Source organism: Virgisporangium aurantiacum (genome assembly GCF_016863635.1).
Lineage (GTDB): Bacteria > Actinomycetota > Actinomycetes > Mycobacteriales > Micromonosporaceae > Virgisporangium > Virgisporangium aurantiacum.
This window is the reverse complement of the sequence record NZ_BOPG01000064.1, coordinates 74,854-93,213: the sequence shown is the minus strand read 5'-3', so window position 1 is coordinate 93,213 and position 18,360 is coordinate 74,854. Positions and strand designations below refer to the sequence as shown.

The 18,360-nt window shown below is 72.3% G+C and carries 20 protein-coding genes; 10 read left to right on the top strand and 10 right to left on the bottom strand.

The window, feature by feature from the left end; translation table 11 throughout:
- Positions 1 to 60: 60 nt before the first annotated feature.
- Positions 61 to 1,488: an MFS transporter gene (locus tag Vau01_RS43705; protein ID WP_239152319.1), complete on the bottom strand. Its 1,428-nt coding sequence runs from the start codon at positions 1,486 to 1,488 to the stop codon at positions 61 to 63.
- Between the two features lie 405 nt (positions 1,489 to 1,893).
- The gene (locus Vau01_RS64820) at positions 1,894 to 2,016 is read right to left on the bottom strand and encodes a hypothetical protein (protein WP_275424008.1); all 123 of its coding nucleotides are present in this window, start codon (positions 2,014 to 2,016) and stop codon (positions 1,894 to 1,896) included.
- A gap of 191 nt (positions 2,017 to 2,207) precedes the next feature.
- Between Vau01_RS64820 and Vau01_RS43700 the strand changes: the two genes are divergently transcribed.
- Both Vau01_RS43700 and Vau01_RS43695 read left to right on the top strand, forming a co-directional pair.
- Entirely contained in the window at positions 2,208 to 2,564 is a 357-nt protein-coding gene (locus tag Vau01_RS43700; RefSeq protein WP_204006061.1) for a hypothetical protein, read from the top strand.
- Between the two features lie 47 nt (positions 2,565 to 2,611).
- The gene (locus tag Vau01_RS43695; protein WP_204006060.1) at positions 2,612 to 3,790 is read left to right on the top strand and encodes a GNAT family N-acetyltransferase; all 1,179 of its coding nucleotides are present in this window, start codon (positions 2,612 to 2,614) and stop codon (positions 3,788 to 3,790) included.
- 3 nt (positions 3,791 to 3,793) lie between these two features.
- Here the strand turns inward: Vau01_RS43695 and lepB are convergent, their stop codons facing one another.
- Positions 3,794 to 4,579: a signal peptidase I gene (gene lepB, locus Vau01_RS43690; RefSeq protein WP_204006059.1), complete on the bottom strand. Its 786-nt coding sequence runs from the start codon at positions 4,577 to 4,579 to the stop codon at positions 3,794 to 3,796.
- A 35-nt stretch (positions 4,580 to 4,614) separates the two neighbouring features.
- Positions 4,615 to 4,971, bottom strand: a complete 357-nt coding sequence (locus Vau01_RS43685; RefSeq protein WP_204006058.1) for a PadR family transcriptional regulator — start codon at positions 4,969 to 4,971, stop codon at positions 4,615 to 4,617.
- A 70-nt stretch (positions 4,972 to 5,041) separates the two neighbouring features.
- Between Vau01_RS43685 and Vau01_RS43680 the strand changes: the two genes are divergently transcribed.
- Positions 5,042 to 6,796, top strand: coding sequence for an NAD-binding protein (locus Vau01_RS43680; RefSeq protein ID WP_204006056.1), 1,755 nt, complete (start codon positions 5,042 to 5,044; stop codon positions 6,794 to 6,796).
- Positions 6,797 to 6,800: 4 nt separating this feature from the next.
- On the opposite strand, the gene Vau01_RS43675 is transcribed toward Vau01_RS43680, so the two are convergent.
- Complete coding sequence (locus tag Vau01_RS43675; protein WP_204006054.1) at positions 6,801 to 7,382, bottom strand: dihydrofolate reductase family protein; 582 nt, start codon at positions 7,380 to 7,382, stop codon at positions 6,801 to 6,803.
- Between the two features lie 371 nt (positions 7,383 to 7,753).
- Here Vau01_RS43675 and Vau01_RS43670 point away from each other — a divergent pair, with 371 nt between their 5' ends.
- Together Vau01_RS43670 and Vau01_RS65425 are read left to right on the top strand one after the other, a co-directional pair.
- On the top strand, positions 7,754 to 8,488 hold the full coding sequence (locus Vau01_RS43670) for a P-loop NTPase family protein (RefSeq protein WP_204006052.1): 735 nt from the start codon (positions 7,754 to 7,756) through the stop codon (positions 8,486 to 8,488).
- A 153-nt stretch (positions 8,489 to 8,641) separates the two neighbouring features.
- Positions 8,642 to 9,019, top strand: coding sequence for a tetratricopeptide repeat protein (locus Vau01_RS65425; RefSeq protein ID WP_204006142.1), 378 nt, complete (start codon positions 8,642 to 8,644; stop codon positions 9,017 to 9,019).
- Here Vau01_RS65425 and Vau01_RS43660 read toward each other — a convergent pair.
- Entirely contained in the window at positions 9,012 to 9,989 is a 978-nt protein-coding gene (locus Vau01_RS43660; RefSeq protein ID WP_204006049.1) for an ArsR/SmtB family transcription factor, read from the bottom strand. The two genes, Vau01_RS65425 and Vau01_RS43660, sit on opposite strands and share 8 nt — an antisense overlap.
- A 68-nt stretch (positions 9,990 to 10,057) precedes the next feature.
- Between Vau01_RS43660 and Vau01_RS43655 the strand changes: the two genes are divergently transcribed.
- A complete protein-coding gene (locus Vau01_RS43655; protein WP_204006047.1) occupies positions 10,058 to 11,251 on the top strand; it encodes an MFS transporter in 1,194 nt (397 codons plus the stop codon).
- Between the two features lie 18 nt (positions 11,252 to 11,269).
- Here Vau01_RS43655 and Vau01_RS43650 read toward each other — a convergent pair whose 3' ends face one another.
- Positions 11,270 to 11,830 (bottom strand): CGNR zinc finger domain-containing protein, encoded by a 561-nt coding sequence (locus tag Vau01_RS43650; RefSeq protein ID WP_204006045.1) that lies wholly within the window; start codon positions 11,828 to 11,830, stop codon positions 11,270 to 11,272.
- 70 nt (positions 11,831 to 11,900) lie between these two features.
- Here Vau01_RS43650 and Vau01_RS43645 point away from each other — a divergent pair, with 70 nt between their 5' ends.
- Positions 11,901 to 13,145 carry an MFS transporter gene (locus Vau01_RS43645; RefSeq protein ID WP_204006043.1) on the top strand — a complete coding sequence of 415 codons (1,245 nt, stop codon included), beginning with the start codon at positions 11,901 to 11,903 and terminating at the stop codon, positions 13,143 to 13,145.
- On the opposite strand, the gene Vau01_RS43640 is transcribed toward Vau01_RS43645, so the two are convergent.
- Positions 13,138 to 13,839 (bottom strand): ArsR/SmtB family transcription factor, encoded by a 702-nt coding sequence (locus Vau01_RS43640; RefSeq protein WP_204006041.1) that lies wholly within the window; start codon positions 13,837 to 13,839, stop codon positions 13,138 to 13,140. The two genes, Vau01_RS43645 and Vau01_RS43640, sit on opposite strands and share 8 nt — an antisense overlap.
- 87 nt (positions 13,840 to 13,926) lie before the next feature.
- Here Vau01_RS43640 and Vau01_RS43635 point away from each other — a divergent pair, with 87 nt between their 5' ends.
- The gene (locus tag Vau01_RS43635) at positions 13,927 to 15,192 is read left to right on the top strand and encodes an MFS transporter (protein WP_204006039.1); all 1,266 of its coding nucleotides are present in this window, start codon (positions 13,927 to 13,929) and stop codon (positions 15,190 to 15,192) included.
- 147 nt (positions 15,193 to 15,339) lie between these two features.
- Entirely contained in the window at positions 15,340 to 16,188 is an 849-nt protein-coding gene (locus tag Vau01_RS43630) for a GNAT family N-acetyltransferase (protein ID WP_204006037.1), read from the top strand.
- Here Vau01_RS43630 and Vau01_RS43625 read toward each other — a convergent pair.
- Both Vau01_RS43625 and Vau01_RS43620 read right to left on the bottom strand, forming a co-directional pair.
- Positions 16,152 to 16,472 (bottom strand): hypothetical protein, encoded by a 321-nt coding sequence (locus Vau01_RS43625; protein ID WP_204006035.1) that lies wholly within the window; start codon positions 16,470 to 16,472, stop codon positions 16,152 to 16,154. The two genes, Vau01_RS43630 and Vau01_RS43625, sit on opposite strands and share 37 nt — an antisense overlap.
- 19 nt (positions 16,473 to 16,491) lie before the next feature.
- The gene (locus Vau01_RS43620; RefSeq protein WP_204006032.1) at positions 16,492 to 17,577 is read right to left on the bottom strand and encodes a DNA glycosylase AlkZ-like family protein; all 1,086 of its coding nucleotides are present in this window, start codon (positions 17,575 to 17,577) and stop codon (positions 16,492 to 16,494) included.
- Between the two features lie 149 nt (positions 17,578 to 17,726).
- Between Vau01_RS43620 and Vau01_RS43615 the strand changes: the two genes are divergently transcribed.
- Positions 17,727 to 18,353 carry a dihydrofolate reductase family protein gene (locus Vau01_RS43615; RefSeq protein ID WP_204006030.1) on the top strand — a complete coding sequence of 209 codons (627 nt, stop codon included), beginning with the start codon at positions 17,727 to 17,729 and terminating at the stop codon, positions 18,351 to 18,353.
- Positions 18,354 to 18,360 lie beyond the last annotated feature (7 nt).

Below are 18,360 nucleotides of genomic sequence, written 5' to 3'. Positions count from 1 at the left end.
GAAATCCGGCAACGGGTGGCACGCCGACGGCGCGCCACCACGTCACGATCGGCCGGTTGCTCAGTGGGGTTCCGACGGTGCCGTGCGGGGCATCAGGGCCACGACCGGGATGCTCAGGGCCGTGACCACCAGAACGACGACAAGACTGACCTTCATGGCGTGGCCGACTCCGGAGGTCGCGGCCTGGAAGAAGATCGAGGTGACGACGGCAGAGCCGATCGCCGACGAGAGCTGCTGGATCGAGCTGAACGAGCCGCTGGCGCTGCCGGCTTCGTCGGGTTTCGCGTCGCCGAGGGCAACGGTGGGGATCGCGGCGAAGCTGAGGCCGATGCCGACGCCCATGACCGACAACGCCGGGGCCAGCGTCCACAGGCCGATGTTCGTCCCGGAGTGGACGACGAGGGCCAGGACCCACCCGCAACCGACGAGGTCGACGGTGAGGCCGATGAAGACGAGCCGGCGACCGAACCTGGCGACCAGGCCGCCCATCGCGGCGAACCCGGCGGCGAAGAGCCCCAGGGTGAGCGGCACCAGACCGAGCGAGGCGCCCCTCGGGCTGGCGTTCAGCCCCTCCTGCATGAACAGCGACAGCACGAAGAGCAGGCCGGAGCCGGCGGCGACGGCGACCAGGCACACGAGCAGTCCGGACGTGAAACCCCGGTTCTTCATGAGCGAGGGCGTGATGAGCGGGTGGGCCGCGGTGCGCTGGCGGTAGGCGAAGGCGGCGAAGAACAGGACACCGACAAGGATCGAGGTGACGGGGACCGCACTCCAGCCGTTGGTCGAGCCCTCGATCAGCCCGTACAGCAGCCCCATCATGGTGACCGCGAGCAGGCCGGAGCCCCAACCGTCGACGACGACGGACCGGTCGCCGTCGTCGTCACGCGGCAGGATCCTGACGGCCATGACCAGCCCGACGACGCCGAGGACGATGTTCACGAGGAAGATCGGGCGCCAGGACAGGCCGAACAGGTCGGCGCTGATGATGAACCCGGCCACGACCGGGCCGCCGACACTGGAGAGACCGAGAACCGGTCCGAACAACCCGAACGCCTTGCCGAGCATGTCGCGGTCGAACACCTTCGTCATGATCGCCATACCTTGCGGGAGGAGGAGCGCCCCGAACGCTCCCTGGGCGACCCGGGCGACGATGAGCAGGGTCGGGTCGGGTGAGAACCCGGCGACCGCCGAGGCCAGGGTGAACCCGCCCATGCCGATCAGGAAGAGCCTGCGCTGGCCGAACTTGTCACCCAGCCGTCCGCCGACCACGAGCAGGACACCCATGGCGAGCATGTACGCCGGTCCCAGCCACTTGATCAGACTCTCACCGCCGTTGAGATCGCGGGCGATGGTCGGGGCGGCGATGTTCGTGACCGTCGAATCGATGACGTCGAGAGCGTCGGCAACCAGCACCAGCACCAGGATCGCCCACATCAGGCGACCGGAACTGCGGGTCGTGACGGTGACCGGCTCGGTCAGGGTGGTCATGAGGAACGTCCTTTCGTTCTCCGCACAGGGCCTGACCACTGTCGGCGTCCGGACCGGACGACCGGCAGATGCCGATGTGGTCAGTCGGAGATGACAAACGTCATCCCGTTGTTCGGCCACCCCTCGTGGGCGGCCTCACCCCTGCTACGAACAGGACCGCCCCGATCCGACACCGCCTCCGGATCTTCTTTCTGGAGCCTCGAAAGAAACCCACAACCGGCGCGACCTGATTGCTCCGATCGCTTCATGATCGTTAGCGGTGCGACGCTTTTGCTGTTCTGAGCCGCCGAAACAGCAAAAACGTCGCACCGCTACGTTGTTGTGGGCATCAGAACGACTCGACGCCACCGCCGTCGACTTGGGCGGGAGGGGTCGGTCCAGAAGGCCTCGGCGGGGACCGCCACCTCACTCGGAGGTCAGCGCGCGTTCGGGGAAGACGCGGGCGAGGGCGGCGGTTCGGCTGGTGACCTGGAGCCGCTCGAAGAGGTGTTCGAGGTGGGTGCGGACCGTGTTGTACCCGGACGGCACCCGCCGACTCCGCTCTCCCCCACTCCGCCTGCCCGACCGGAAGCGGTACGTGCCAAGGACTTCTGGCCGCCGGCACCTACCGGACCGACAGCTTCCGACCGGCGATCGTCTACAGCGTCACCGACGGTTGGACGAACACCGACGACCGCGACAGCAGCTTCCGCCTCACCCGCGTGCACGATCGTCGACCGGTGAGCACCGGCGGATCCTTCATCGCCGTCTACCGCGACATCGCCGGCACCGACACGGTCAACCGTTGTCTGCACGACCCCGGGGTCACCGCCACAGCCGTACACGTCGGCGGCCTTGCCGGCCACGCTCTCACGGTCACCCGGAAGCCGGACGCCGGCGACGACTGCGCGCCTTCGCTGCCACCCGGCGGTACGAAGACCCTCTACCTGCTCACCGCCGGCACCGCCACCATCATCGTCGACGTCACCTACGTGCCGGGCCCGGACACCGCCGACCGGTACCGACAGCTCACCGGTCCCGTGATCGACAGCCTCGCCTTCTTCCCACCCCGCGCCCCCGACCCGCCCTCGCCGTGAGGCGAAATCCGGTGGCCGTCGCCGCCGCGGGCCAACAGGATCGGGGGATGGACCTGCCTGGTGGACTGCTCCTGCGTGAAGCCCGACCCGCCGATCTCGACCGGATCGGGGCACTGCTCGCCGACCGGGGCGATCCGAACGACGCGGAGGATCACCGTCTCGTCGTCGAGGACCCCGACGGCGGGTTCGAGGCCTGCGCGGTCGTGGTCGACGGCGACCGGGTGGTGTCCACCGCGACGCTGCTCGACGAGACGGTGGTCCTCGGCGGGCTGCCCGTCCCCGCCGGCCAGGTCGAGCTGGTCGCGACCGACCGCGCCTACGAGGGTCGTGGCCTGGTGCGGGCGCTCATGGGCTGGGCCCACGAGCGCTCGGCCCGCCGGGGTCACCTGGTGCAGGTGATGATCGGGATCCCGTACTTCTACCGGCAGTTCGGTTACCAGTACGCGATCCCGATCCCGCCGAGCCGCACGGTGCACACCGTGCCGGCGATGCCGGCCGGCCACATCGTGCGTGCCGCCGGGCCGGCCGACATTCCGGCGATGGCCCGCCTGCAGGACGCGGCACAGCAACGGTTCGCGCTGAGCATGCCGCATTCGCCGGTGTGCTGGCGGGCGCTGGTGGCCCGCGCCGGCAGCAGCCAGCTGGTGGTGGAGCGGGCCGGGCAGCCGGTCGGCACCTGTCGGGTGACACCGCCCGACGAGGACGTGGTGCTCGGTGAGGTCGCCGGGGTCGACGCGGAGGCCGTCGCGGCGCTGCTCGCCCACGCGGCCGGGCTCGCCGGTGGCAAGCAGATCGAGGCGAAGGACCGGGGTGGCCACCTGGACCGGTACCTCGCGCCGCCGCAGGAGGACGCCTCGGACTACTACGTGCGGGTGCCCGACGTGGTGGCGCTGCTGCCCCACCTCCGCCCGGTGCTGACGGCCCGGCTGGCGCACGACGGCGGCGAGGACGACGTCGTCGTGTCGTTCTTCCGTCACCACGTGCGGCTGCGCCGGACGGGCGGCGCGGTGACCGAGGTGCTGCCGGGCGGGCCGATGCAGGGTCCCGCCTCCCTGGGCGGCGCGGGCGTGGCGCCGGACCTGATCGCGCCGTTGCTGTTCGGACCGCACGGTATCGCCGGCCTCACCGCCCGGCACGCCGACGTGTACCCGGGGCCGAACGCCGACCTGATGCGGGCCATGTTCCCGCCGGTCGACGCCGACCTGCTCACGTTCTACCTGCCGTAGCCGTCACCAGAGGTCGACGACCCGCCCGACGACCGACGCCATCGCGACCGTGCCCTCGTGTCGCGAGTCGGTGGAGATCGAGCGGTTGTCGCCGAGCACGTAGAGGGAGCCGGCGGGCACGGTGGTCGGTTCGCAGTCGGTGCGCGCTCCGTCGGCCAGGTACGGCTCGTCGAGGACGGTGCCGTTCCGGTGGACGCGTCCGTCGCGGCATTCCACGGTGTCGCCGGGCAGGCCGATGACCCGCCGGATCCGCTCGATCTGTGCGTACCGCTTCCGGTACGCCACCACGTCGCCGTGGTGGATGCCCGCGACCCGGAGGCTGACCCGGTCGAGGACCCACCGGTCGGCGACGGCGAACGTCGGCTCCATCGCGGCGTCGGCCGTGTAGTACGGGGTCAGCGCGAACCGGCTGACGGCAACGCCGGCCACGAGGACCAGCACCGTGGCGATCGCGACGCGCCGGCCGATCCGGATGGCCCGGGGCAGCTCCCGGACGCGCTGCCGGCGCTCGCGCCACGCGGTCCGCAGGCCACCGGCCGCCCACCGGATTGCCTGCCACCGGCCCCGGGTCTCACCGAACTCGGCGAGCACCGCCTCGCCCCACGGCCCGCCCCGCGTGCGGCGGCCCCGGACCGCGACGGTGAGAACGAAACGCGCGGCCGCGCGGACGGGATCGCGCTCGCGGGGACGCGCTGTCGAGGACGGCCCGGCCGGCTCCAGCATCGGCGGGCCGGCTTGCGGGGCGCTCACGGCGTCATCCCGATCGGGTTCGCGGCGCGGGGTGCTCACGGCGTCACCTCGATCGGGCTCGCGGCGCGGGGTGCTCACGGCGTCACCCCGATCAGGCTCGCGGCGCCCGGCGCGGGTGTGGCCCGGCCCGGCCGGAGCCGCGCGGACCCCTCGGCCGCCGCCCGGCGGGCCAGCCGCTCCCCCGCGAGCGCCACACCGTCGGCCGTCAGCCGGTAGGTGTGCCGCGGCGGGCGACCCGGCTCGTCCGACGGCTCCCAGCCGGTGTCGAGCAGCTTCTGATCGGCGAGCCGCATCAGAATCGGGTACAGCGTGCCCGACGCCAGCCCGGTCTCGCGGCTGAGGTCGTAGCCGTAGCGCCACCGGGTCGGGTCGGTCAACAGCGCCTCGAACAGCCGCAGCGTCTGCGGCGAGGTGTGGGGAATCCTCGGCATGCGTCAAAGTCTACATAACTCGACTTTGCAGATCCAGGCGGCCGGGCCCGGCGTTTCCTACGATCTCGGGGTGACCGGCGATCTCGGAGTGACCGCGGAGTGGTCCGGGCACGTCATCGTGTGCGGGCTGGAGGACGTGGGCCTGCGCACGGTGGAGCAGTTGATCCAGGCCGGCGTGCGGGTCGCGGTCGTCGACGACGGCGTCGACCGGAGGCGGCTGCGCACGGTCGACAGTTGGCGGGTGCCGCGCATCACCGGCGACTCCCGGCTGCCGGAGGTGCTCGCCGCGGCCGGCCTGCCCGGCGCCGCGGCGGTCGTCTGCGTCCAGGGCGACGACCTGCACGCGTTCGAAACCGCGTTGCTGGTTCGGGAACTGCGGCCGGAACTGAGGGTGGTGGCCCGGATCCGCAACCCGGCGGTGGAACGGGCACTCGCCACCATCTCGGTGGCGGTGCTCGACGTGGCCGGGCTGTCGGCACCGTCCATTGTGGAGGGTTGCCTGCGCACCGGTAGCCAGGACGTGGTGCTCGGCGGTGAACGGTTCGTGGCGGTGACCACCGTCGCCGACACCGATGCGACGCTGCGGGACCGGTACGGCGTCCTGGCCCCGCTCGCGGTGGCCCCGGCCGGCGGCGGCGAGGTCGAGATCTGCCCCGGCCGGGACCTCCCGGTGCGGGCCGGCGACCGGGTGACGCTGATCGGCACGCCCGACGAGCTCGCCGAGTACGGCGTCGCCCCGCGTGTGGCGGCGGCCGGCACCGCGCGGCCCGGCTGGTGGCGCCGGTTGCGCGCCGTCGTCGGCTCGGTGATCTCCGTCGCCGACCGGCGGATCGCGGTCACGATCGGCGCGCTGCTGGCGCTGAGTGCTTTGTCGACGACGGTCCTCAACGTCGCCTACCACGAACCTGACGGCGGCCGGATGAGCACGGTCGACGCGCTGTACTTCACGGTGGAGACGATCGTCACGGTCGGGTACGGCGACTTCAACTTCCGCGACCAGCCGACGTGGCTGCGACTGTTCGCGATCCTCCTGATGATCCTCGGCGCGGTCCTGGCGACCAGTTTCTTCGCGCTGCTGACCAATCTGCTGGTGACCCGCCGGATCGCCGAGGCCATGGGCCAGCGGCGGGTGACCGGGTTGTCCGGGCACGTGGTGGTCATCGGGCTCGGGTCGGTCGGCGTCCGGGTGGTGGAACTGCTGATCGCGGCCGGTCGCGACGTCGTGGTCGTGGAGCGCGACGAGTCCTGCCGCTACCTCGCCCAGGTCCGACGGGCCGGCGTGCCCGTCGTCATCGCCGACTCGACGCTCCCGCAGACGCTCGGGGCGGTGAACCTCGCCGGTGCGGCGGCCGTGGCGGTGCTCACCAGCGACGACCTGACCAACATCGAGACCGGCCTGACGGTGCGCGACCAACTCGGGCCGCGCTGGACCGAGGTGCCGGTGGTGCTGCGGATATTCGACCGTCAGCTGGCCCGCAGCGTCCGGCGCAACTTCGGATTCGGCAACGTGCAGTCCACGTCGGCCCTGGCCGCTCCGTGGTTCGTCGGTGCCGTGCTCGGTCTGGACATCGAGGGGACGTTCTACGCCGGCCGGCGGGCGATGCTCGTCGGCCGGCTCGAGGTCGCCCCCGGTGGCCGCCTGGACGGCCTGGCGATGAGCGAGATCTCCGCCCGCACCCGCGTCGTGGCGATCAGCCGGGCCGGCCGGGACGGTGCCGTGGAACACGCACCCCGGCGCGACACCCGGCTGCACGCCGGCGACCGCGCGTACCTGATCGGCCCCTACGAGGAGCTGCTGACTGTGCTGGGAACCCGCGCCTCGTAGTTCCTCAGCCGTGCAGGACGGGCCGGTAGACGAGTTCCTGGATGCGGCCGTCGAGCGTGTGACTCTCGAGCAGTTCGAGGTCGAAGTCGGTCGCGCCGTGGAGCACCGGCTCCGTCCCGGTGCGGCCGCTGATCACCGGAAAGATCGTCAATTGGACGCGGTCGACCAGGCCGGCGGCCAGCAGCGCCCGGTTCAGCGTCAGGCTGCCGTGCGACCGCAGCGGAACCGTCGACTCCTCCTTGAGCCGGGCGACGATGTCGACGGCGTCGCCGCTGACGAGGGTCGCGTCCGGCCAGTCGAGCGGCCCGCGCAGAGTGGACGAGACCACCGTGGTCGGCATGCTCTTCATCCGGGCGTTGATGGGGTCGAGATCGCTTCCCGCGCTTCCCGCGCCGAGGAAGTGCACGAAGTCCCGGAAAGTGTTGGCCCCGAGGACCAGTCGCTGCTGCTCGCTGTACTGGGCGAGCCGCCGGTCGAGAAACTCGGGACCCTCCTTGCTCCAGTAGCCGCCCCAGTCACCGTCGCTGTTGTAGGAGCCGAAGCCGTCGAGGGTGGAAAAGACGTCGAACGTGTAGGTGGCGGTCATGATGCTCTCCTCCGCGGTGTTGGCGGGCGCCCCTCGTGGGCTGCCCTCACCCCTGCTACGAACACCGCCGCCCCGATCCGACACCCCCGCCGGATTATCTTTGCCGGCGCGCGGCGCTGTTGTGGGAGACAAAGGTCGGTTGCGGCAGACCGTTGTCTCCCACAATCCGGCCGCACACCGCCGCCCGGCCACAGACAGTGCCCGGAAAAGTTGATCGAGGAAGAAGATGCCTGTCCTGGCAAGCCTCTTCTTCCTCGATCAACTTTGTGCGCCACTCCCGGTCACCAACGACACCGCGGCACGAACGCCAGTAAGAAATCGGACCGCTGAACCGCGCCTTCTTTCCACCGCAGCACCCCCCGCGGCGGCTATTGGTCGACCAGCTCGGCATCGAGCCGGGCCGCGTCCTCCAGGAGCTGGAACAGGCGCTGCTCACCGGCACCGACGCGTTCGAGGCGTACCGGCGCGGCACCGGTCTGATCGCGCGGCCGGCGCCCGCGGTGGTCCCGGCCGTGGCACCGGCGTCCCCGCCAACGGTGGAAAAGCCGCGCCGGGTCCCGGCGCAGCTTCCGGCCGCGGTCCGGGATTTCACGGGACGCGCGAGAGCACTGTGCCTCCTCGACGACCTCCTCGACGGCCGCCCGGACGGCCCCTCCGACGGATCCGACGCGGTACCGCACTCCGGCCCGACCGTGGCGACCGTCACCGGGCCGGCCGGGTCCGGCGAGACCGCGCTGGCCGTGCACTGGGCCCACCGCGCGGCCGGTCGTTTCCCCGACGGCTGCCTGTTCATCGAGCTGTGCGGCTTCGCCGCCGGGCGGGCGGTCGAACCGGTCGAGGCGCTCGCCGCCGCGTTGTACGCGTTGGGCGTCCCCGGGCCGGAGATTCCCGCGGACGAGGCCCGGGCCGCCGCGCGGTACCGCACCGAGCTGGCCGGCCGGCGGGTGCTGGTGCTGCTCGACGACGCCCGCCGCCCGGAACAGGTCCGGCCGCTGCTGCCCGGCGGGCCGGCCAGATGGGCACCCTCGGCAGTCTCGCCTGCATCCACCACGAGCTCGGCAACCTCCGCCTCGCCGCCGACCACGGCCGGCAGGCGCTGGCGCTGACCCGGGAACTCGGCTCGCCGGCGACCGAGGCGATCGTCCTGGGCAACCTCGGCGAGGTCTACCACGCACTCGGCCGGTCCGGAGCGGCGCTCAGCCACGCCAGTCGCGCGGGACAACGGCAACCGCCGGTTCGAGGCCGCCGCCCGGGCCACCCTGGCGACCATCCACCAGCGGCTCGGTCACCACCGCCGCGCCGTCGACGAACACCAGCACGCGCTGACGCTGGGCCGCCGCACCGACAACCGGTTCGCGGCGGTCTCGGCGCTCATCGGGCTCGCGGACGCCTACCGCTGCCTCGGTGACCCGGAGCGCGCCGTCACCTGCGCCGAGGAGGCGATCGCCGACGCCGCGTCGACCGGACACCGGATCCTCGAGGGTGCCGCCCACACCGCCCTGGCCGCGGCGCTGCTCGCCCTCGACCGGCCGGTCCCCGCCGCCGACCACGCCCGGCGGGCCCTCACGATCCACCGCGCCACCGGCCACCGCCTCGGCCAGGCCGACGCGCGGGCGGTCCTCACCGGGATCAGTTAGGTGTATCAGCGAGGAGGGACTCGGCGACGAGGGTCCGGGCGTAGAGGACGGACCGGCCGGCGCGGTGGGCGCTGACCATGCCCGCGTCGCGCATGGTCGTCAGGTGCTGGGAGACGGCGGCGGCCGAGATCCCGGTGCGGCGCGCCAGTTCGGTGGTGGAGGCGGGGGCCTCCAACTCGGTCAGCAGCGCCGCGCGGGAGCGGCCGAGGACGGCGGCGATCGCGTCACCGCGCGACACCGGCCGGTGGTCCCAGAGCGGGCCGGTGCCCCGGGCGGGGTAGATCAGTTCCGGCGGGAGGGGTGGACGCGACCAGGTGAGGATCTGACCGGCGAAGACCGACGGGATCAGCAGCAGCCCGCGCCCCGTCGACTCGCGCGGCATCGCACAGTGCCGACGGACCATGCGCAGCGTGTTGTCGTCCCAGCTCAGGGTGGCGTGCAGGTCGTTGAAGAGGTGCGCCGCTCCGTGCTCGGCGACCTGCCGGGCCCGGTGGAACACGTCCGCGTCCAGCACCGTGCGGATCCTGGCCCAGTACGGGGCGACGGCGAGCCGCCAGTAGGCCTCGATCTCGTCCGCGATCCGACCCAGGTGACCTGCCGGGTCCCTGCGCAGCGCGCGGCCGCGGCCGGACAGGTCCCCCAGCACGTCCAGGTCGGCGCGGACCTCCTCGGCCGGCGTGGCGCGGAGCGCGGCCAGTTCCGTCTGGATGGTCGGTGCCCGCTCGCCCGGCGGCGGGGTGAGAAAGTCGGGTAGGTATCCCTGTGGCGGGACGAGCTCGGCCAGCCAGCCCGAGTCGAGCCTGGCGGCGGCCACCCGGGGGCGGACCTGGCCGAGCCAGCGGCCGTGCACCGGATGCGCGGTGCCCGTGGCGAGGAGCCGGAAGCTCGTGACGACCTCGAACATCGGCGAGACCGCGAAGCGGGTCATCGCCAGGTCGTCGGCCGTGAAGGCCAGCTCGGACAGCACCATGGGTCCTCCTGGATTCGGTCCCAGCTTAATCAATAGGCCTTCGGGGACGAGGTCACCAACATCACCTCGTGCTCTCGACCTTCAGCGGGCTGCCCCGCACGGCCTGGATCGTCTTCGCCGGCACGGTGGTGAACCGGCTCGGCTACGTCGTCACCCCGTTCCTGGTCTTCTATCTCGGCTCCCGCGACATCACGACCGCGCAGGTGCCGTTCGTTCTCGGGGCGTTGGGTGCCGGCAACCTGATCGGTCCGATGATCGGCGGCGTGCTCGCCGACCGGTCCGGCAGGCGGCTGACGATGCTGATCGGCCTGTTCGGCACGGCGCTCGCACACGGTCTGCTCTACGCGTCTCCGAACCTGTTCACGCTGGCGCTCGCGGCCGCGCTGCTCAGCACCGCCGGATCGATGGTCGGCCCGGCCGCGAGCGCCCTGCTGGCCGACTCGGTGCCGGCGGACGCCCAGCGCGCGGCGTTCTCGCTCGCCCACTGGGCCATCAACATCGGCACGGCGGTGGCCGGCATGCTCGGCGGCTTCCTGGCGACGCGCGGGTACTGGCTGTTGTTCGCCGTGGACGCGGTGACGTCGCTGGCGTTCGCCGTCATCACGGCGACGCTGCTGCCCGACGACCGCTCAATCGCCGAGCCGCGCCCGACCGGCGATCCCGTCGGGTACGGCGTGGTCCTGCGCGATCCGCTGATGCGCGCGCTGCTTCCGCTGTTCGCCGTCGGAATGGTCACCTACTCGCTGACCGAGGTCTGCCTGCCCCTGGCCGTCCGCGACCGCGGCCTGTCCCCCACGGCCCTCGGCGTGATGGCGACGCTCAACGCGGTCCTGGTGGTGGCGCTCCAGCCGGTCGCCACGCACGTCCTGGCCCGGCTGTCACAGATCCGGGTGTTCGTGGGCGGCAACATCCTCGTCGCGCTGGGGGTCGCGGCGACGGGACTGGCCCACGACGTCTGGTCGTTCGGCGCGACCGTCGTGCTGTGGTCGGTCGGCGAAGCGGTGGTCGGCGGCATTCCCGCCTCGATCGTGGCCGGCCTCGCCCCGGCCCACGCCCGCGGCCGGTACCAGGGCAGCTTCCAGTGGACGTTCGGCATCGCCCGGTTCGCCGCGCTGGCCGCCGGTGCGGCCGTCTACGCCGCCGAGCCGGCGGTGGTGTGGTGGTTCAGCGCGGTCGCGGGCACGGGCGCGGCCCTCGGGATCGCGGCCCTCGCCCCGCGCATCACCCGACCCGCGCCCACCTCCGAGGCGGTCGCGGTGTGACGGCTACCCGGTTCTCGGTCAGGCTTCCGCGCGACGCGCGCGACGGACGGCGTACGCCCGTCGCATCTTGACGGAGTTTCCGCAGACGGCCATCGAGCACCAGCGGCGGGTCTGGTTGCGGGACGTGTCGTAGTACGCCCACCGGCACGCATCGCTGGCGCAGACCTTCAGCCGTTCCCAGGTGTGCTCCTCGGCGCACCGGCGGATCGCGTCGAGGAGGCCGGCCAGCGCCCGGTCGACGTCGCGGGTGCCACCGGGCACGAGGCGCGGGCCCGCCGCGAGGCTCAACCGCAGCGGCACGTCGGCCAGGACGCGGTCGAGGCGTTCCAGCGCCGCCGGGTCGGGCTCGTGACCGGCGTGGCCGAGCAGCACCGAGCGCAGGCCCTCGCGGACGGTGACGGCGGTGGCGAGGTCGGCCGGTCGGAGCGTCGCGTCGGACGCGACCAGCCCGCGCTCGGCCAGCCAGCTCCGCAGCCGGTCGGTGCTGGTCAGGTACTCCTCGTCGAGATCCAGTTGGTACGTGTTGACGAAGTCCCGCACCAACCGGGCGGAGGACGGTACCGCTGCCTCGTCGCTCATCGTCCACCCAGCGTAGTGCCCGACCCCCTTGTCACACCATCAAACGCATTTTGATGGTGTAATGATCGGCATGAGTGCCTGGCGGATCCCGAACTTCCGGCGGCTCTGGGTGGGCTCGACCGTCTCGTGGTTCGGCTCGGAGATCGGCGAGCTGGCGCTGCCCCTGCTGGCGATCATCACGCTGTCGGCGAGCGCCGCCGAGGTCGGCGTCCTGCGCGCGGCGCAGTTCCTTCCGTTTCTGCTGGCGACGCTGCCGTTCGGGGTGCTCGTCGACCGGCGCCGCCGGCTCCCGCTGATGATCGGCGCGGACGTGGGCCGGTTCCTCCTGGTGGGGGCGATTCCCGTGCTGGTGTGGGCCGGCGTCGCGCACATCGAGATCCTGTACGTCCTCGTGCTCGTCGCCGGCGCGTTGACGGTCCTGTACCAGCTCGCCGACTTCGCGATCCTCCCGCGGATCGTCGCGACCACGGACCTCCTCGACGCCAACGGCAAGCTGGCGGCGTCGCAATCGGCGGCCGAGATCAGCGGCAAGGGCGTCGGCGGGCTGTTCGTCCAGGCCGTGTCCGCGCCGTTCGCCGTCCTACTGGACGCGGTGAGCTATCTCCTGTCGGCGGTCAGCCTGCGCCGGATCACCGTCGACGAGCCGTCGCCCGTACCCACCGCCAACGCCTCCGCCCGGCGTGACGTCGTCGAGGGCCTGCGGGCGGTCGTCGCCAACCGGTACATCCGGCCGTTGCTGGGCGAGGCGACGACGTTCAACCTCGTCAACGAGGTCTTCATCCTCGGCCTGCTGCTCTGGACCGTCCGCGACCTCGAACTCGGCCCCGGCCCGCTCGGCCTGATCTTCACCGCCGGCGGCGCCGGAACGTTCGTCGGCGCCTGGTACGGCACCCGGATCGCGACGCGCTTCGGCTACGGCCGCGCCCTGTTGGTGACGATGCTCGTCGGCAACACCGCACCCCTCGGCGTCCTCCTCGTCACCGGACCCGGCGCCGCCGCGCTGCCGGTGCTGTGCGGCGTGTTCCTCCTGATCGGCCTCGGCACCGGCCTGGCCAACGTGCACGCCGTCAGCCTCCGGCAGGCCGCCACCCCGGGCGACCTGCAGGGTCGGGTCAACGCCGCGTACCGCCTGTTCTCCTGGGGCGCGATCCCGATCGGTGCCGCCCTCGGCGGCGTGCTCGCGGGCTGGTTCGGCGGCCACGCCGCGATGGTCGTCGGGGCCTGCGGGATTCCGCTCGCCACGGTCTGGGTCGCCGTGTCGGCCATACCGCGCCTCAAAACGATCCACGACGCCGCCGATCCCGCGCTCACGTGACGTCAAGGTCGAGGCCGGGTAGCAGCGCCGTCAGGAAGCCGGCACCCGCGGGGGTGACGGTGAGGACCCGGTCGCCGCGGCCGCGCCGGAGAACGTCGTCGCGGATCAGCGTGTCGAGGATGACCCGGCCGAGTTCGCCGCCGAGGTGCGGCAGGAGGTGCGTGCGGTCGAGGCAGGCGACCGCGAGGCGGCGCCGGCCGGCGGTGATCGCGGACGGGTCGACGCCGATCTCGGTCAACGCCGCCGGATCGCGGCCGAGGGTCACCTCGTCGGTGCGGCCGTCGGGGGCGCGGAGGGCGCCGCGGTCGACGAGCCAGGCGAACAGGCGGACACCGAGCAGGCCGGCCGTGTGGTCGTAGCAGGTGCGGACGATGTCCCGGGGTGGGCGGGGGCTCTCCTGGCCGGAGTCGGACCCGGCGTAGCACAGGAGCGCGGTGAGGACGTCGCCGAGGTCGGCGTCGGCGAGGCGGTAGACCGCGTGCCGGCCGGTGTGCTCCACGTCCACCAGGCCGGCGTCGCGCAGCCGGGCCAGGTGGTTGCCGAGCCGGGGGCCGGTCACCCGCAGGGTTTCGGCGAGCCGGCTCGCCGTGTGCGGACCCTCGCTGGCCAGCGTCTGCAGCACCAGCAGGCGCAGCGGATCGGCGAGCTCCCTGGCGACCTGCGTGGCCCTGGTCAGAACCGGCTCGTTGCCCACCCCGTCAGACTAGCACTATTCACAGTTGCCTGAAGTGTGCTTGTCGCAGTACGGTGCCTATTCACGAACTCCTGAATGGTGGTTGCGATGGGGCGCGGGCTCGGTCGACTGCTGTGCGGCCGCGGCATTTCGGCCCTCGGCGACGGTATGTGGTTCACGATCTGGGCGGTCTACTTCATCCACGTACGGGACATGCCGCCCGCGATCGTGGGCGCCGTCATGGCCGTCGGTGCGGTCGGCGGGATGGCGGCCGCCGTGCCGATCGGCCTGCTCGCCGACCGGCGTGGAGCCCGACCGGTACTCGTCGCGGCAACCGGCGTGCGGGCGGCGGCCATGGCCGGATACCTGGTCGACGGCGGACTCTGGTGGTTCGTGGTCACCACCGTGATGTTCGTGACGCCGGCCAACGGCGGGTCCGCGGCGCGGACGGCGCTCGTCGCCGCCCTGGTGCGCGACAACGCCGCCCGGATACGCGCGCTGGCGCAGCAGCGGGTCGCCCAGCACATCGGGTACGCGATCGGCGCCGGTCTCGGCACGCTCGTCCTCGCCGCCGACCGCGCGTCGGTGTACCAGCTGGCGATCATCGGCAACGTCGGCACGTTCGCGGTCCTCGCCGCGATCACGGCAACCGTCCCCGGACCGCCGCCGGCTCCCGCATCCGACCGGCCGCCGGCGCGACGCGTCCTGCGTGACCTGCCCTACGTCTCGGTCATGGGAGCCACCGCCGTGCTGTCGCTGTGCTGGGCGATGCTGTCCACCGGCCTGCCCCTGTGGATCGCCGGGCACACCTCGCTGCCGCTGGCGCTCAGCGGCGTGGTCGTGGTCGTCAGCTCGGTGGGTATCGCGGCGTTGCAGGTGCCCACCACCCGGTGGGCCCGCACCCCGCCGGCCGCGGCCAGAACGGCGGTGCGGGCCGGTGCGGCACTCGCGGCCAGTTGTGCGCTGCTGGCGGCAACCGCGGGCGCCTCCGGTGGCTGGGCGGTCGCGCTGGTCATCGTCGCCGCGCTGTTGCATCTGGCCGGCGAACTCGGCTTCGTCGCCGCCGGCTGGGGACTGTCCGTCGGCCTGATGCCCGAAGACGCCAAGGGCGCCTATCAGGGCATGACCGAGTCGGCCACGGCCGCGGTGCAGATCGTCGGCCCCGGGTTCTTCGCGCTGGCCCTCACCGCCGGCCCGACCGGCTGGTTGCTCGCCGCCGCGCTCTTCCTGGCCGCCGCCGCACCGGTTCCCGCCTTGACCCGATGGGCGATACGCACCCGACGCACCGACGACAACCTCCTTCGGCCCGGGCGCACGGCGAGGTCGCCGTGCCGCGACTCAAGGCTGTATGGTGACCGGGTACCGCACCGGTAGCGGGTCGTCCAGTGGTGTGCGCGTGTAGCGCCCGTGGGAGGTCCGCTCATGTCGTCGACGATCATCCGCCCTTTCGCGCGCGGTGACCGCGAACAGGTTACGACCCTTGTCAATGCTCACATCGGCGCCGTGGTGCCCGGTGTATCGGTGTCCGTGCACGCTTTGCTGAGCCAGCTCGAGCGGGAGCCCGGCGAGTTCATCGTCGACCGATGGGTCCGGGAGCGGGTCACGCTGGTCGCGGAGCAGCGCGGCCGCGTCGTGGCGGCTGCTCACCTCCTGCGGTACGGCGACGACGACGACACCGGCCCCGACTACCGCGACGCCGGCGAGATCCGTTGGTTAGTGTGCTGGCCGAACGCCCCGTACTGGCCGGACGCCGCGGAGGCCGGCGACGCCCTCGCGGTGGCGTGCCATGCCCAGTTCCAGCGGTGGGGCGTCGGTCGTCGCTATGCCGACGGCACACTGCCCGCTCCGGGCGTGTACGGCGTGCCGGAACCGTGGCCACACATCCGGGCCATCTACGAACGGATCGGTTTTCGACACGAGGGACGCACCGAGGTCGTCTTCGTGGCCCGGGTCGACGAGCTTCGCCGACCCGCGGCGCCGCTGGCCGGTCTGACCACCCGCCGCACGGTCGGCATCAACGGAACGCGGATCTCCGCGGTTCTGGGTGCTACCGACGTGGGATACATCGAAGTGGACGCCAACCTCGATGCCGGCTCCCGGATGTCCCGCCTCGGCGCGTGGGCGGACGTCGGCAACCTGTGGGTCGAGCCGGCCTACCGCCGTCGGCACATCGGGAGTTGGCTCGTCGGTCAGGCCGCCACCTGGTTGGAGCTCGGTGGAACGTCGCGGCTTCTCGACTACGCCGACGCGGAGGAGGAGACCTACGCGGCCTTTCTCACCGCCGTCGGTTTCACGGTTCTGACCCGCACCGATCGCCCTTCGTCCTCGCTTGATCAGCGCAGGCGACCGATCGCGTTGTCTTCGACGTAGTCGACGTCGGGGTCGGCGCGGAGAGCCGCCAGTTGCTCGTCGGAGAGGCGGCCGCCGAAGAAGTTCATCATGAACCGCACACCGGTGACGCCCGCCCGGGCCGCCACGTCGCGGGGGTTGGCGACCTCCCGCACCGCGACGATGTACTCGCCGTCGACCCGTGGTTCGTGGCGGTGGTGCGGGGCCGGCTCGGCCCGCGGACCGGGGACCCGCGCGGCCCGGGCCCGGTCCTCCAGTTGCCGGTACTTGGCGCGCAGGTGCACGGATCCCGGTTGTCCATCCACGGCCGCAACACCGGCATGTCTATCCCATCCCGTCCTCGAGGATCATCGCGACTCGGGCGACCTCTTCGGCCAGGTCTTCCGGTGCGGGCCGGGATGCCTCGGTGAACCAGCTGATGACAACCCTGCCGTCGGTCAGCGTCCAGGTGCCGGACACGACTCCACCGACGGTGACGAGATTGGCCTGACGGCTGACCGGCGTCCGCCTGGCCGGCGGCACGATGCGGGCGTCGGCGGTACCCGGGCCGAGGACCCACTGGTCGTATCCCGGCAGGAGCCGCACGGCGTTCGTCGCGCGTGCCGCGGCCAGTTCCGGGAGGTCCTCCCGCAACACGTAGGTGGCCGTCCCCTCGATGTCCACCGGCGCGAGGCGTTCGCCGAGACCGGCGATCCAGGACCCGATCCGCTTGCGACCGGCGCCGAGGCCCTCGCCGAGCCAGTACCGCACGTGATCGGGCGTGGCCGGCCCGTACGCCCGGAAGTAGGCCTCGACCGCGCGCGGTCCCGCCTCGTCGAGGTCGGGCAGGCCCGCCCAGCGGGGATTGCGGTCCAGGCGTTGGAACGTCGCGCGGCCGTCGCGCGACGGGCCGAAGCTCATCACGCCCTGCCACGCGAGCGGCTTGAGCAACGTGCCCGCGCCGTCGGCGAACGCGAACCCCAGATGGGCGAAGCGGGGCCGGGCGGTGACCGCCGCGCCGAGTTCGTCGCGGGTCAGCGGCCCGTCCGCCAGCGCCTCGCCGACGGCTTCGCACAGCGGCGGCCAGTCCGGCGGCGCGAGGCCGTAGTGGCTCTGCCAACTGGGCAGCTCCCACATCCGGCTGGCGCCGCGCACGGCGAGGTACACACCACCGTCCTCGGGGGTGAGCAGATGGGTGGCGCCGCGAAAGGCGAAGGTCTTGATGATCCGACCGTCGGCCAGCGCGCGGGCGACCTCGCCCGCCCGGGAACGCCGTCGCCGGACCCGCACGGCAAGCTCGGCCGCGGCGTCGGGCATCGCCGGCACCGCACCCAGGCGACGCACGACCCCCGCGACGGACTCGGTACCGACGGGATCCAGCAGCTGTCTTCGCATCCGCCACGCCAGGGCCGCGCTCCAGGTCGGTGACATCAACGCAGGCTATCCAACCCGCCGGTCCGGGGCCGCCCGGCGTTGACAAATGTCATCGGTGATCGGCGACTTCCGCATCTGCCCGGCGACGGATGGCCCGGGAAGGCTTGTCGGAGAAGGCGGCCGTCACGGAGAAAGGAACCACCGTCATGAAGCTGACGACCATTACGCAGGTGACCATCGACGGAGTCATGCAGGGTAACGGCGGCGCGTCGGACGAGGACCGCAGGAACGGATTCGAGCGTGGCGGATGGGCCCTGGGCAAGGGTGACAGCACGACGTCGACGTTCATCAACCGGACCTACCAGCGCGCCGACGCGTTCCTGTTCGGCCGGCGGACCTACGACCTGTTCGCCGGCTCGTGGGGGTCCCTGTCGGAGCGGGACGTGCCGGGCTGGGAGCCGGTCATGCGGGCGTTGAACGCACGACCCAAGTACGTGGCGTCGACCACGCTCACCGACCCGGCGTGGGCGGGCACCACCGTCCTGCCCGCCGACGACCTCGCGACCGCCGTCGCGGACCTCAAGGCCAAGCCGGGGGGCGAGTTGCAGGTGCACGGCAGCGGCACCCTGACCCGGTGGCTGCTGGAGAACGATCTGGTCGACGAGCTGACGCTGATCGTCGTTCCGGTGATTCTCGGCCAGGGCGCCCGGTTGTTCCCGGACGCCGGGCCGGACCTCGCGCTCGACCTGGTCGAGTCGCGGGTCGACTCGAACGGCGTGACGACCCAGATCTTCCGGCCGGCCGGGCGCCCGGAGTACCCGCCGGCACGGTGACCGTCAC

What these genes read in the sequence shown, in the direction of transcription:
- Vau01_RS43645 (WP_204006043.1), top strand. Translation starts at nt 11,901, where the DNA reads ATGAGTGCCTGGCGGATCCCGAACTTCCGGCGGCTCTGGGTGGGCTCG.
- Vau01_RS43660 (WP_204006049.1), bottom strand. Translation starts at nt 9,989, where the DNA reads ATGGTGCTGTCCGAGCTGGCCTTCACGGCCGACGACCTGGCGATGACC.
- Vau01_RS43650 (WP_204006045.1), bottom strand. Translation starts at nt 11,830, where the DNA reads ATGAGCGACGAGGCAGCGGTACCGTCCTCCGCCCGGTTGGTGCGGGAC.
- Vau01_RS43685 (WP_204006058.1), bottom strand. Translation starts at nt 4,971, where the DNA reads ATGCCGAGGATTCCCCACACCTCGCCGCAGACGCTGCGGCTGTTCGAG.
- Vau01_RS43705 (WP_239152319.1), bottom strand. Translation starts at nt 1,488, where the DNA reads ATGACCACCCTGACCGAGCCGGTCACCGTCACGACCCGCAGTTCCGGT.
- Vau01_RS43620 (WP_204006032.1), bottom strand. Translation starts at nt 17,577, where the DNA reads ATGTCACCGACCTGGAGCGCGGCCCTGGCGTGGCGGATGCGAAGACAG.
- Vau01_RS43675 (WP_204006054.1), bottom strand. Translation starts at nt 7,382, where the DNA reads ATGACCGCCACCTACACGTTCGACGTCTTTTCCACCCTCGACGGCTTC.
- Vau01_RS43615 (WP_204006030.1), top strand. Translation starts at nt 17,727, where the DNA reads ATGAAGCTGACGACCATTACGCAGGTGACCATCGACGGAGTCATGCAG.
- Vau01_RS43635 (WP_204006039.1), top strand. Translation starts at nt 13,927, where the DNA reads ATGGGGCGCGGGCTCGGTCGACTGCTGTGCGGCCGCGGCATTTCGGCC.
- Vau01_RS43695 (WP_204006060.1), top strand. Translation starts at nt 2,612, where the DNA reads ATGGACCTGCCTGGTGGACTGCTCCTGCGTGAAGCCCGACCCGCCGAT.